Origin of the sequence: Vulcanisaeta distributa JCM 11216 (genome assembly GCF_001315985.1) — an archaeon.
In the GTDB taxonomy this organism is placed as follows: Archaea; Thermoproteota; Thermoprotei; order Thermoproteales; family Thermocladiaceae; genus Vulcanisaeta; species Vulcanisaeta distributa_E.
The window spans coordinates 317,500-329,852 of sequence record NZ_BBBI01000001.1; the positions used below are offsets into that span (position 1 = coordinate 317,500).

Consider the following 12,353-nt stretch of genomic DNA (forward strand, 5'->3'; position numbering starts at 1 on the left):
ACGCACCCGTGTAATTACCAAGCGTTTAATTCGAGCGCAGTTATGTAGAGTTGAAGGACTCCCCCCCGGGTATTGACTGAGAGCTTCTCACTAAGTGGGTTTGGGATTGATAGTGATGGCCAGGTAATGACGCGGCCTAGGTAGATCACGGCTATTAGAAGCCCTAGGGCAATGAGGGCGAGGTACACGACCCTCATATAAATGCCACACCGAGTATTTGGAGTATCCTAGTTATTGCGAAGTATAGGAATACGGCAACGAGTACTGCCGTGACCACGTTAGCGACCCTACGCGTGCCAGGTGGTAGTGGGTGCGCTGTTATTATCGTGACTAGGTAAATAAGCGTGACCAGCGATATGTAGATCGCGAAATCATCAACGCCTAGGTAGGCTAGGAAGGCTATGACCACCGTGTACAGCACCAACTGCGTTATTAATAACCGCTTAAGGACCATGACCAATCACCCTAAGCCTAATGACCACGTCCCTACCCCCCCTGACCTCCTCGGACTCAATCACGACCGGCGAGTTAAGGGATTCCGCAGCCACCGAGGCGACTAGGGAGGCCGTTGGTGAGCCAAGGATGGCCCTGGTAAGCTCATTGCCGTACAACTCCCCCCCAACCCTTGAATCCCTAATCACGACTGTGATTCCATCCTCGCTTGGCGTTGCCGTTACTCCACGGGCCACGGTTAAGTGATTAACTAGGCAGTTGGTTAGGCTCGTAGCCACGTCGCCGCCGATGGCGCCAACGCTCAAGCACTTACTAACCGCTATTGAACCCGGCGTGTAAAGCAGTATACCCGTCTCGCCCTCACTACCATACCTAATCGCGAAGCCCCCCCTTGGTAACCTAATACTTGGTGGTTCAGGCCTCACAAGCGGCACTAGGGCCATGGACGTTCCAGCCTCGGTGGCTGAACTGGGTAGGTAAATGGCCCTACTAGCCGTGCCTATACTCTCCAATAACGCACTAATGTTTGACCACCCAGACCTGGCGAGCTCCAACTGAGTCCTATCCAGTGACCCCTCACCCCACGCCGCCAGGAGGCCCATTATGAGTACGGCTATCCCAAGCACGAGAACGGGAGTCGAGTTTAGGATTAGGTAACCAATGGCCGATAGGCCGGCCCCAAGCACTATCAATGAAATACCCAGGTCGCTATTCATCCTTGGCATCTATCCTCACCTGCCTCGAAGATCCTCGCTTTCCTAACCAGGGCAACCGTGAGTAGGGCTACCGTGACCGCATTCGTGGACGCCACAATGGGTACAAACCTGATGCCCCCCCACGGCGTGTAATTAAGGATTAAGCCTATCAGCGGTACAACGGCTAGGCTAAGCCCAATTGATAGGGCGAGCCTCTCCAGGGGGGGACTTAACTCATCACCCCCCCTTGGGTACAGCGACTCAACAAGTGCGTAGCCTGGCATGAATAGGAGCATCAACGCGCCTAGGCCATACCTAAGGTAGATGAGGGGGGGCCCGCTATTTATTAGGGTCACTGCGAGTATCGACGCGGCAACGAGGGCTAGGGAGACCCAGTACCAAAGACCCTCTACACTGAAGGTGTAGGCCACGGGATTGCGTGGGACGCCCTCAAGCTCGAGTTCGCCATTCTTCCACATCATCATAACCTCATAGGCGACTAGGCCCCCCCTGGAGATGCCCAATGCCCTGGACACCTCGGTTACGAGCTCATCAACGCTTGCGCATTGGTTCGCATTAAGGGTTTTTTTGATGGCATTTCTAATGTCGCGGCTATCCACTGGGCATCACCTGGGTCACGTTGACCCACAGCTGTACGTAATTACCCGTGTAGACAAGGGTTAGGTTGTTTGGGTCGTACATCCACAACTCACCGATTATCCTGTAGGTACCCGTTGAGTTAATGCTCAGTGTTAGTGGTTCGACCCAGGACTCATTATTCATGAGGACCCTCTGGAAGACCATGATGGGTGTCTGATTGAGTGGTGGTTGGGCCACCGTGTTATTAGTCACGAATACCCTCACCACGAACCAGGTTGGTACGCCCATGTGGTTATACACGTATATGTATAGGCTTATTGGTTGGCCTATAACCACCGTGCTTGGGTAATTACCGAGTTTGCCCGTGGACCCAAGAAGCCCAATCGCGGAGAAGGATTGGGTATAGCTACTGACTATGGATTGGGCGGTTAGGAACACAGTTAGTATTATCACGAGGGATAGGGCCACCGCGGCCACCTCCTCATTGAAGATGAACGTCCTCGACCTACCGGGGGGGCCACCACTCCTAACCCTATTACTGCCCCCTGACCCTTAGCCAAATCGAGCCTATCAGCTCGCGTCTCTTGATGTAGAGCATGGCAATCAGGGTTATGACCACAGCCACAACGACGGCCTTAACGACAATGCCCACCATGTACCAAAGCCTTGCGTTGGGCATTAATGATTGGGCCCTAGTGATTAAACTGCTCAACACGATTGACGCATTACTTACCTGGCCTGAGACCTCAAGACTTATTACATTGTTTAGTTCATTAACGAGGGACGTGGTGTTAACGCCCAACTTGCTTAACTCAACGATGTATTGATACGCAGTTAATGCACTTAATTGCTGTGAATACGCCGTGATCCCCAACACCATGAGTAGTAGGGCCAGCAGCAGTAGGTGTCGAGGACTCACCCAACAAACCACCTATACTGCATAGGCCTATTGAGCCATTGCAACCCAGCAATTACTGGGTTACTGGGCTCGCCGAGCCTGGTCCCTACGACATAAGCAATGAATGATAACTTCCTAATCACGGTGTTTATAAGCACGTCAATAACGGCATCCCTGAGCATGCCTATTAATGCCGTAGACCTAATGATGAAGCCAGCCCTCATGTAGGTAATTGCGGCGTTGATCAACGCCCTCTTAAACGGGTTAATCCTCCACCAGGAACCGCGCCTAATGGCAAGGGCCCTTACATGAATTAAGATGGGTGGGCTAATACGGTCAACACGCCTCATGAGGAACTCCCTGACCAGGTTAATCACGTTATGATCAATCATTCGACGTTATAGACTTAAGGAACAAAATAAAGTTTTACTCACCCGTCCTGGTGAACGGCATTAACAATGGCTTCACAAAATTGGGTAGTTGATTAATGACGGACCTGGGTATTGGCCTCATGATGTATGTTACGAGGATCGTCACGAGGAGAATAATTAACTGATACAGTGGCCAGGAATTGGCCATTAATAGGTATGATAACGCACTGGCGATGGTGAGGAGTAAGTAAACAACGAGGTTCACCGCAATATCGATGGCGTGGGGGGGGTTCTCATCCATGAATAGGTAAATGACTAACGAGACAAACGAGCCTAAGTACGCCGCGATTATTACGGAGTAAAGGCCCAAGTCTCTATCAATGATTATCAATGCCAGTACCGAAGCAACATTCACCGCAATGCCCACGGAGGAGACCTCCAGGGCAACCCAACCCCCCCTGCCGGACACCCAGTAATACGTCGAGTATATAGAGTTCACGGACCCCCCCAGCACCGCTGTTCCGAATAAGGCAATGCCGTAGGGTATCGTCTCGACGTAATCACCATGGACAATACCCAACAGCGGAAGCAGTGGCGATGCCAATACGGCTCCCACAGCCAGGATGCCGCTTACAGAGATTGCCGCGACCGTGTAATCACGGATTAGGTAGTGCCCATTAATGGCGCCGGACCCCATCGCGTGGGCCACCCTACTCCCGAACACGTTCGTTACGGCACCACCCAACGCGGTAATGGCCCCCTAGGATATAACCCGCCAGGCTGTATAGGGCTACGTATGTCGTGCCTATGAAGGAGTATATGATGTACGTAATAACGTAACCACTAACCGAACCCAGGTAACTAAGCAACCAATTCTGAATCCCAAGGCTTAGGTAGCCCCTGAAACCCCCTCCTAATCAGCGAGATACCCTGCCGGGATTAACAAAGTGCCTAACTATGGCTAGGTAGTAAAACAGGGTCGCTACCTGGCCCATAGCCATGCCAATGAGTATGGCATAGACATTCCTGAGCAGCACCAGTAGGGCTATCTCAACGCTCCTAAACACAGTATTACCCACTATACCGCCTATTCCCTGGGACGCTAACCTACCCGTCATCCATAGGTACGCCGATAGCGCGCCGTTAACCCCCCCAGCCGTAATTACATAGATGGCGTATATGAAGACTAGGCCCATGTACTCACTGGGTATCTTGCTGACTAGGTATAGTGGTATTGCGATTATAAGCGACACGGCGTAGAGTGTCGACACAGCCAGGGAAATCGCCAGCAACGCGGCGTAGTGCTCATCAATGTTCAAACCCCCCCTTGAGTGGAGCATGGCGCCCTCCCTGGCTATGGCAGCGTCGACGCCGAGGGTTGGGAAGAATAGCCCAATCATGCCCATCATTGCCATCAACGTGTTGTAATAACCGTACTGAGCCAGTGGTATGAGCCTTGTCAGTAGGATTACGTAGGCCAGGGCGAATGCGTAGGTAATGACCGTGTATAGGTATCCAAAGACCACGCCACTAACTGGGGGGGACTCCTTCATACAGTGGCATTACTAGGCTTGAGCCAGGGTATAATATTTAATGATTACCAATAATACGCCTGATCCTAACTGAAGACCTATAAGGGATGCGCCTGATCTAGACACTGAATGAGGTATGTAGCTGCGGCAGCGCTAGCCCTAATTATGGCTATGTCAATGCCCAGCGCGGTTTATGCGCAGTTGATAACCGTTAATCCACCGACCAACGGTGCCTGTTGGGGGGGATTGTGGAATGTAACAGTACTTCCAGGCCAGTACCTGTTGATTCACGTGCTCAGTAATAACTACAGCCTATACATATTCACCCCAGGTCAATACAGCAGGTGGGTCTCGGGTGAACAGGCCTACGCTGTGTATGCCCAGAACATGACGGGCGGCGCGGCTTACGTAATCCCAATGCCGCAGGGCCAATACCCAGTGGTTCTCTACCAACACCATGCGGTGTGGGGGGGATTAACGCAGTCGCCAGGGTCATTAACCAGCCCGGGGTTGGCATAACATCCCTAGGTCCAATAATCACTAATGAGTTGCTGGCTTACGTGAACATTACGGAGTACCAACCTGGTAATCCCATCAACATCGCCCTTGGATCCCTGGTGGTGGATTACCATTATTCCGAGACAGCCGAGTACTGGTTGAGGAAATCCTCAATGTTTCCAACGGTAATTCCCTATTAACGATTTACGTAATCAACGCCACAAACAGTGAACCCCCCCAGGCCCTGGGCACGGCAATGATATGGCTGGGGCGCGTTGAGATTCCATATGCCCTGTACCTATCGGTTATGGTTAATATAACCAATGAGAATGCCACGATTTGGCTTGGCTATGCAGTGATAGGGAATGGCACTCACTATGGCGAACCAGGGATTAACTGGGCATACGAGGCGTCGTTGGGCCCCCCCGCCACCAAGGTTGTCATAATGATGAACCCATACCTAGCCACACCCAGTGGTTATTCCTACGACTCAGAACTGGTAATCAGCAATGGACTGGGTAACGCGCAGCCGTTTAATGCCCAGGTAGCACTTCTTTATTGGAATGGCGAGTCCTTCACGCCAGTCACGAATACGTACAACTTCGCCATTAACACGAACCTAACATCAACATACCTAGCACAACCACGTGCGGCGGATTAACCTGCGTCACAAATGGCGAACCGAATTACGGACAAGTCAGCGCCTTCAATGCGTTAAGTGTCCCAATGACTTATGTGGAGTGGGTGGGGGGGTTGGATGGAGCCGTGCATAGCACGTACATAGTGAGCCCCATAAACATAACCTACCCACAAGCCACGGAGCCTACACCCGGAGTATTGGTGAGGCTCTCCGGCATATGGGTCATGACCGATGGAGCTTTGGAGTTCCTAAACACCACGGGTGTTGAGGTTAAGCCGTCAAGTATTCCCAGGGTGGTTATCGTTAGGCCTAGTTACTCCATGTACTACCTAGTTTCAATAATGAGCACGGGCCAGGTAAGTGTCAATGGGTCACTGGCGAGTAATTACGCTGGGTGGGTCAGGGCTGGCTCGGTTATTAATATAACCGCCGCGCCGAATTACCTGGGTAATGGAACCAGGTTACTACCCGTTAACGGCTCCTCACTATTAATTACAGTGGATAAGCCAATGAACATAACCATTGACTGGGTTAGGCAGTACCTAATTACCGTGAGTAGTGAGTACCCAGTTAACGTGAATGGTTCCTTAACCACGAACTACACCGATTGGGCAAACGCATGTAGTCACCTCATTGTGAACGCGGATGCCTACTACCTGGGTAATGACACTAGGTATGTGGCGATTAATGGGACGGGCACATACGGGGGGGTCTGCAGCCCCATGAGCATCACCGTGGATTGGGCAGTTCAGTACCTAGTGGTGGTTACGAGCCAGTGCCCATCTTGATAAATGGTGCTGAGACTGTGAATTACACAGGATGGCTCGCCAACGGAACAAGCCTAGTCATTATCGTACCTAGGTATTACTACCTCGGTAATTCAACGAGGCTTGTAATTGAATCCCCCCCGGTTAATGGCACGGTAATAATCACAGAACCGATCCACATAAACATAACTGGGTCTCCGCAGTACCTGGTGATTATTAGGAGTTCACTGCCGATAGTGGTCAATGGAACCAGGACCACGAATTACACGGGGGGGTGGGTGTGGCCAGGCTCGGTGATCAGACTGTCAATACCCAAGTATTGGGTTCTGCCTAACCTAACCCTCGCCGTCGCCTCATTAATCAGCGTCAATGGGCATGAGTACCCACTACGAGGCAACGCAATACTAGCCATTGATTCGCCAATGTACGTTGTCGTGAATTACCGCGACTACTACACGATATACCTGGCAATGTCACTCACGGCACTAACGGCGCTATTGATAATGAGGTTTAGAAGTGATAGGCAGGAAAATGACGTGACCACGATATGAGCATTGCACAGCCACTTTGGCGCCAGTAATGAACCAACCTTTTAATAAGTTTAAGTAGCCACCAGCAAGCAATTTATGAATACTGAGACCCTTGAGAGAGGACTTTGCCTAAGCCGGGTACTATGGTGATAGGAAGTTGGGCGTAATCATTGAGTACGCAATGAGCAACTCCACACAATGCATCTAACCAGGGCTGTGATTCTCACGTCTATATTGTCAAGGATGAGCAAGGAACCGAATTCCCATGTCTATAATTGTAATCATAGATAACATGCCAATAAATTAATGCCTATTCTTATTGTTTCTTAAAACACGAATGCTATGGTTTAATAAGAAGTTAGAGGTATATGATTGAGTATGGACGTGGTTAAGCTCATGGCGGTTCTAGTGGCTTTAGCCATTGTTGTGGTGTACGTAGTGGTCAATAACGTCCCAGCCAATGTGCATGACTACGTGACACAACCAATCAGCATAATCAACAAGTCACTAAGTGAGGTGGGCAGTAGCGTCATTATGCCGAACATAGAACTGAATGCCCAGGGCCTCTCAAGTGTATTGAGCGGCATTGGTAATGGCGCTGGGCTACTGCGTATATACATGCCGAGCACGCCGATGAACGCCACTGGAGGCTCATCTTCGAGGTGCCCAGGATACCAACCAGCATGAATGGGACACTGGGCATGAGTGTGCAATCATACAACAGACAAACCATGACATTACTGATCACGAACAACCTCAACTGCACGGTAATCATAAACAACATGACGGGGGGGAATTACATAACCATGAATAGGCAATACATAATCCCACCACGGGCACAGCCCCTGTAACGCTAATAATAACTAACGCCCAAGCCCTCTACCAATCATACACGGCTGGCAAGGAGGCAGTAACCATGAACATAACGGCATGCGGGGGGGTGGGAATAACCACAGAGGGCGTACTTGGTAAAACAACCAGTATATCATTATCGATACCAAACCTGGGTGGTGGGTACGTAAGCATTGGCGTCAGGAATAATTACCCATTCACGGTAACCATATACAACATCACGGGCAGGTACATAACCCTAGTCAGCCCTGTGGAGGTACCACCAAACAGCACGGTAAGTGCGGAGTTCCACATATGGAATTACACGGGCTTCTACACCCTATACCAGGAGGGTGAGGAGGTGGTTAACGCAACAATGAACCTAGGCGGCACTGTGGTCAGTGGCGAATTCGTACTGAGCAGGGGGGGAATTAACGCCACACCAATCAGCATAGGCGGTGTGTTGAGGATCAACGTGGAAAACCAGCTGAGCACTGAGGTGATTATCTATGAATTACGGGGGGGCAATACATAGAGCTGGCGAGCTCACCACAGGTAGTCCCGCCTGGCCCCCCCTCTTACATAGCCATAAACGTGAGCAACTACCTCGGCTATATAGGAGTATTGCCATGGGTAATGAGGACGTATTGATAAAACTGGGCATTAACGGTATTAACCTAACAATGGTAATGCCACTAAGCGCCACAGCAAGTCTCGGTAGCCTAAGGGGGGGCGCAATACTGAGTATACCTGTCGAAAACCCAACGAACTATGCAATAACCATATACAACATAACAAGCCCAATCCTACACCTAATGAACACCACGGCAGTACCGCCCATGGGGAAGGCCGTGCTGAGATTGGTCATAACAAACATAACAAACCCAGTGGGGAAAAACTTGACAATCCTCCTGGGCATCATGGGCGTGAACCTAACGGAGGAGTTCACGATAGGTAATACGGGGCTTGAACCAACAATCATAGAGATCCCCCCCATCAGGAACCCGCTCGGTGTGCCCATGGAGATAATGAATATAACTAACCAATACGAACACCTTATGGCACCAGTCGAAGTACCGCCGAACGGCATTGGAATACTCAGGCTCAGGGTGACCAACGCCAGCGCCCTTAATGAGTACGTCAACGTGACTGTCATGGTAGGCTCAACAATAATAAGGCTGAGGGTGAGGCCATGATGGTTAGATACCCAATTACCCTGGTGTACTTGGCCCTTGGGTTAGCCGTGGTGGCAACACCACTGTACTGGTGGACCTACGACTTCGGCGGGCTACTCATTATCAATACATCACCATTCCAATTCACAATAACACTCCTGGGAGTGACCCTGGAGATCTCGGGGTTAATCACGGCAATACTCGAGGCATACAGGGCGTACTTAATAATAATCCTGGCGAGAAACATATACCTAGTGGCTATGAAGGGGGGTGCCGGTAAGGACCTACGTAATTGCCTCACTATCAATTCCATACCTCATATACCCACTCATTATTTACTACATAGCGAACTACGTATTTGGCATGTACCACGTACCAGCGAAATACCCACTGGTGCTCATGGGCAGTGGCATCATGGGCATGAATTACGGGAGCGCCAGCATAATAATGACAATAACAATAACCCCCCCACACTTAGTATACTGGGTGGCCCTAACCATAGGTATAATGGCGATACCAGCGGCCATAGAGACAGGGAGGCGCGGTAAATCAAGGTAAGTAGGCACAGAGCGAATGGTTCATTCTCAGGGCAATGCTTAAATAATGGTCCTAACCCAACCTAAATTAATAATGTTTATACCGCCCGAGGAGGCCCTGGGACACGTTAGGAATTTCCTGAACAACACCATCAACGTAATCAGTCTACAACTAATACAATCAATTAGGAGGGTAGCCATTAGGCTCGGCGTCTGGTGGAGGGTTAACCCACTTCGCAGGGGGGGCCTCCTCGAGGCGGCCATTCCATACCTAAGGCGTGGTCTCAGGTTCAAGTCACCGAAGGCCCTGGAAATGCTCAGGGAGGCAGTAATAGAGGCGTTAAGTCTCGTATTAATAAGGAAGGTGAGGTTCATGGCGTACCTAATCGGCAAGAAACTGGTTGAGAGACTTAAGTGGGTTGGGCCCATCGTTAGGAGGGTCCAGGACATAATTAACATGGGCCTAATGTGGCTAAACACGCCAATAATGTATAGGCCAGGGCTAACGTGAATGCACCAAACCCGTAGTGGATTCCCAACCGCTGAAGGTGACGGACCATAACCACTCATCAACATGGGCAGAAAATCAGACCCACGCCTACTCATCACCGCGTTGATGCCTAACTCATTGTATTCGAAGAGGATTAGGCTGAATCTGGCCCCGGACCTGCAAGTCGAGTTCGTTGATAGGGACTTGGCGCTTAAGAGGATTGTGGATTGGGCTGAGAGGGGGGGTACATACCCCGTACAAGTCATTTACGGCCCCCGAGGGCTGCGGCAAAACCGCATGGCTCCTACAGGCAGTGGAACTCCTTAAGGATTACGGATTCAACGTGATCTACGTTAATCCAATTGAGCAAGAATTCATGGCCGAGATCGACGTCGAAGACATAAAGAGAAGGCTCATTGACATTCTCCGTGAAGCCACAGGCGATGCCTGGGCTAGAACCGTGTGGGCAATCATCGACCTAGCCAGGGAATTAATCAGGGTAAGGAGGGGGGTAAACTGGCGGTTATCGTTGATGATGCGTTTCAAGTGATTGGTTTGGATAAGGCCGCGATATACGTCAAGGGGGGTTGCTTGGGTTGATTGAGCACCCGCCGGAGACCTACGAGAGGGTGGTAGCCATAGCGGCTACGAGTGAGGGCGTCTCGAGGCGCGAAATAGGCAGGCACACATGGGCTAACCAAAGGGCGATGTGGAATATGCCAAGGGAAGGATTAAAACAACTTTATGACCAGTTACCTGGAGAGAAGCCGGGCTTCGAGGAGGTCTGGCGATTAACCGGCGGCAACCCAAGGATGCTGGGCAGGCTTTATGAGACTGGGTGGAATGCGGAAGCCGTAATTGGGGATTTACGTGACGAGAAGGGCCTCAACACATTCACAGCCTCACTCACGGGTGAGGAAAGGCTGTGGCTTGAGGAGGCAATAAACGACCCAGACACACTCATGAGTAGGGAAAGAATACCACTAATGAACAGGTTAGTCGAACTAAACCTAATCATCGACAACCTACCAGACAGAGACCCAAGACCATGGATCGACACCCCCCCACCACCCAAGAAGGACCCTGAACTGGGTATTGGCAAGTACGTCGCCTGGCAATCACCGCTCCATAGGGAGGCGGTTAGGAGAGCACTGGAGGGTGTTAAGCCATGAGGAGGATTAAACTCAAATTTGCAGGGAGGGAAGTCGAGTTCGTTGATAGGGACCTCGCCCTCAGGCTTGTTGAGGAATGGGCTGAGAGGGGGGGTACATACCCCCCCGTACAAGTCATTTACGGCCCCCCCGAGGGCTGCGGCAAAACCGCATGGCTCCTACAGGCAGTGGAACTCCTTAAGGATTACGGATTCAACGTGATCTACATAAACCCAATTAATAGGCTCGCCCTCGCTGAAGTAAGTACTGACAACATAAGGGAGGAGTTTCTCAACCTAATAAAGGAGGCCATTAACCAAAACGCACTAGCTAAGGTGGCGTGGATAGCCTACAACGTGGCCTACGACCTAATCAAGGCAACCAGAGGCAAGATCGCGGTTATAGTCGACGACGCCTTCCAAGCCATTGGCATTAAGGAATCCGCGTTGTACGTGAAGGCTTTACTGAATCTCATTGAGTATCCACCGGAGCACTATGAGAAGATAGTCACTGTGGCGGCTACGAGTGAGGGTGTTAGTTTGAGGGAGATTGGGCGCCATAGGTGGGCCTGGTCAACACCCATGTGGAACATGCCGAAGGACAGCTTCGAACAATTATATGACCAAATACCCAGTAACAAGCCGCCATTCGAAGAAGCCTGGAGAATAACAGGAGGGAATCCGGCAATGCTAGAGAGCCTGCACAGGGTTAACTGGAATGTAGATAAGATAGTGAGCATGCTCATTAAGGAGAAGGACTTATCATACGGATTCGTTAAGAAATGGTTAATCCACCTAAGGGAGGCGATCAACGACCCGGATTACCTATGGTTCAATGCGCCTGAGGAGCTGGTCAATGAGTTGATTGAGAGAAACCTCATCCTATACTTCCTACCCAAGAGGGACCCAGAGCAGTGGGTGGACCAGCCACCACCGGAGAAGGACCTGGAACTGGGCATTGGGAAGTACGTAGCCTGGCAGACGCCACTACACAGGGAGGCAGTGAAAAGGGCACTGGAGAGCGTCGGTGAGTGAGTCACGTTAAGTACGGCATTAATAAGCCATGAAGAGGATTAAACTAGCCTTTGCAAATTCACAGGTCGACTTCATAGACAGAGACTAGCGTTAAGGCGCATCGAGGAGTGGGCCGAGAAAAGTACTTTCCCTGTCCAAGTCGTATATGGACC

Annotated in this window: 23 protein-coding genes and 1 pseudogene; 13 read left to right on the forward strand and 11 right to left on the reverse strand. The window is 50.8% G+C overall.

All coding sequences use genetic code 11. From position 1 onward, the window contains the following. Positions 1-14: 14 nt before the first annotated feature. The 10 genes from JCM11216_RS01795 to JCM11216_RS15145 are packed head-to-tail and all read right to left on the reverse strand — an operon-like array spanning position 15 to position 4,570. Positions 15-197, reverse strand: a complete 183-nt coding sequence (locus tag JCM11216_RS01795; protein WP_054853111.1) for a hypothetical protein — start codon at positions 195-197, stop codon at positions 15-17. Beyond that, positions 194-454 (reverse strand): hypothetical protein, encoded by a 261-nt coding sequence (locus JCM11216_RS01800; protein WP_054853112.1) that lies wholly within the window; start codon positions 452-454, stop codon positions 194-196. Before JCM11216_RS01800 ends, JCM11216_RS01795 begins: the two co-directional genes overlap by 4 nt. Continuing rightward, entirely contained in the window at positions 444-1,178 is a 735-nt protein-coding gene (locus JCM11216_RS01805) for a hypothetical protein (protein WP_054853113.1), read from the reverse strand. The genes JCM11216_RS01800 and JCM11216_RS01805 overlap by 11 nt, the downstream gene beginning before the upstream one ends. Further along, on the reverse strand, positions 1,166-1,768 hold the full coding sequence (locus JCM11216_RS01810) for a DUF1616 domain-containing protein (protein WP_054853114.1): 603 nt from the start codon (positions 1,766-1,768) through the stop codon (positions 1,166-1,168). The genes JCM11216_RS01805 and JCM11216_RS01810 overlap by 13 nt, the downstream gene beginning before the upstream one ends. Next, positions 1,761-2,225 (reverse strand): DUF1616 domain-containing protein, encoded by a 465-nt coding sequence (locus tag JCM11216_RS15125; protein ID WP_243674810.1) that lies wholly within the window; start codon positions 2,223-2,225, stop codon positions 1,761-1,763. Before JCM11216_RS15125 ends, JCM11216_RS01810 begins: the two co-directional genes overlap by 8 nt. Positions 2,226-2,283: 58 nt before the next feature. Continuing rightward, entirely contained in the window at positions 2,284-2,667 is a 384-nt protein-coding gene (locus JCM11216_RS15130) for a hypothetical protein (RefSeq protein ID WP_243674811.1), read from the reverse strand. Further along, a complete protein-coding gene (locus JCM11216_RS01820) occupies positions 2,664-3,038 on the reverse strand; it encodes a hypothetical protein (protein WP_054853115.1) in 375 nt (124 codons plus the stop codon). Before JCM11216_RS01820 ends, JCM11216_RS15130 begins: the two co-directional genes overlap by 4 nt. A 34-nt stretch (positions 3,039-3,072) precedes the next feature. Continuing rightward, entirely contained in the window at positions 3,073-3,741 is a 669-nt protein-coding gene (locus JCM11216_RS15135) for a hypothetical protein (RefSeq protein ID WP_243674812.1), read from the reverse strand. Further along, positions 3,728-3,886: a hypothetical protein gene (locus JCM11216_RS15140; RefSeq protein WP_243674813.1), complete on the reverse strand. Its 159-nt coding sequence runs from the start codon at positions 3,884-3,886 to the stop codon at positions 3,728-3,730. Before JCM11216_RS15140 ends, JCM11216_RS15135 begins: the two co-directional genes overlap by 14 nt. A gap of 48 nt (positions 3,887-3,934) precedes the next feature. Further along, entirely contained in the window at positions 3,935-4,570 is a 636-nt protein-coding gene (locus JCM11216_RS15145) for an oligosaccharide flippase family protein (RefSeq protein WP_243674814.1), read from the reverse strand. Positions 4,571-4,678: 108 nt separating this feature from the next. Here JCM11216_RS15145 and JCM11216_RS01830 point away from each other — a divergent pair, with 108 nt between their 5' ends. The 9 genes from JCM11216_RS01830 to JCM11216_RS01860 all read left to right on the forward strand — a co-directional run bounded on the left by JCM11216_RS01830 (position 4,679) and on the right by JCM11216_RS01860 (position 9,011). Continuing rightward, a complete protein-coding gene (locus JCM11216_RS01830; protein WP_054853116.1) occupies positions 4,679-5,068 on the forward strand; it encodes a hypothetical protein in 390 nt (129 codons plus the stop codon). Positions 5,069-5,109: 41 nt separating this feature from the next. Then, a complete protein-coding gene (locus JCM11216_RS15150) occupies positions 5,110-5,247 on the forward strand; it encodes a hypothetical protein (RefSeq protein WP_243674815.1) in 138 nt (45 codons plus the stop codon). 11 nt (positions 5,248-5,258) lie between these two features. Further along, positions 5,259-5,708, forward strand: a complete 450-nt coding sequence (locus tag JCM11216_RS01835; RefSeq protein ID WP_243674839.1) for a thermopsin family protease — start codon at positions 5,259-5,261, stop codon at positions 5,706-5,708. Between the two features lie 83 nt (positions 5,709-5,791). After that, on the forward strand, positions 5,792-6,475 hold the full coding sequence (locus JCM11216_RS01840) for a hypothetical protein (RefSeq protein ID WP_243674816.1): 684 nt from the start codon (positions 5,792-5,794) through the stop codon (positions 6,473-6,475). Continuing rightward, entirely contained in the window at positions 6,463-7,005 is a 543-nt protein-coding gene (locus JCM11216_RS01845) for a hypothetical protein (RefSeq protein ID WP_054853119.1), read from the forward strand. Before JCM11216_RS01840 ends, JCM11216_RS01845 begins: the two co-directional genes overlap by 13 nt. A 357-nt stretch (positions 7,006-7,362) precedes the next feature. After that, entirely contained in the window at positions 7,363-7,671 is a 309-nt protein-coding gene (locus tag JCM11216_RS01850; RefSeq protein ID WP_054853120.1) for a hypothetical protein, read from the forward strand. Beyond that, a complete protein-coding gene (locus tag JCM11216_RS15155) occupies positions 7,647-7,835 on the forward strand; it encodes a hypothetical protein (protein WP_243674817.1) in 189 nt (62 codons plus the stop codon). Before JCM11216_RS01850 ends, JCM11216_RS15155 begins: the two co-directional genes overlap by 25 nt. An 89-nt stretch (positions 7,836-7,924) precedes the next feature. Further along, a complete protein-coding gene (locus JCM11216_RS01855; RefSeq protein ID WP_243674818.1) occupies positions 7,925-8,350 on the forward strand; it encodes a hypothetical protein in 426 nt (141 codons plus the stop codon). After that, a complete protein-coding gene (locus JCM11216_RS01860; protein ID WP_054853122.1) occupies positions 8,325-9,011 on the forward strand; it encodes a hypothetical protein in 687 nt (228 codons plus the stop codon). Before JCM11216_RS01855 ends, JCM11216_RS01860 begins: the two co-directional genes overlap by 26 nt. A 76-nt stretch (positions 9,012-9,087) precedes the next feature. On the opposite strand, the gene JCM11216_RS01865 is transcribed toward JCM11216_RS01860, so the two are convergent. Continuing rightward, positions 9,088-9,237, reverse strand: coding sequence for a hypothetical protein (locus tag JCM11216_RS01865; protein WP_243674819.1), 150 nt, complete (start codon positions 9,235-9,237; stop codon positions 9,088-9,090). Positions 9,238-9,260: 23 nt separating this feature from the next. Between JCM11216_RS01865 and JCM11216_RS01870 the strand changes: the two genes are divergently transcribed. From JCM11216_RS01870 to JCM11216_RS01885, 4 genes and pseudogenes are all read left to right on the forward strand, one after another. Continuing rightward, positions 9,261-9,548: a hypothetical protein gene (locus JCM11216_RS01870; protein ID WP_243674820.1), complete on the forward strand. Its 288-nt coding sequence runs from the start codon at positions 9,261-9,263 to the stop codon at positions 9,546-9,548. Between the two features lie 72 nt (positions 9,549-9,620). Further along, on the forward strand, positions 9,621-10,037 hold the full coding sequence (locus tag JCM11216_RS01875; RefSeq protein ID WP_054853144.1) for a hypothetical protein: 417 nt from the start codon (positions 9,621-9,623) through the stop codon (positions 10,035-10,037). 105 nt (positions 10,038-10,142) lie between these two features. Beyond that, a pseudogene (locus tag JCM11216_RS01880) lies at positions 10,143-11,188 on the forward strand (ATP-binding protein). Further along, positions 11,185-12,201: an ATP-binding protein gene (locus tag JCM11216_RS01885; protein WP_054853125.1), complete on the forward strand. Its 1,017-nt coding sequence runs from the start codon at positions 11,185-11,187 to the stop codon at positions 12,199-12,201. The pseudogene JCM11216_RS01880 and the gene JCM11216_RS01885 overlap by 4 nt, the downstream one beginning before the upstream one ends. The last annotated feature ends 152 nt before the right edge of the window (positions 12,202-12,353 follow it).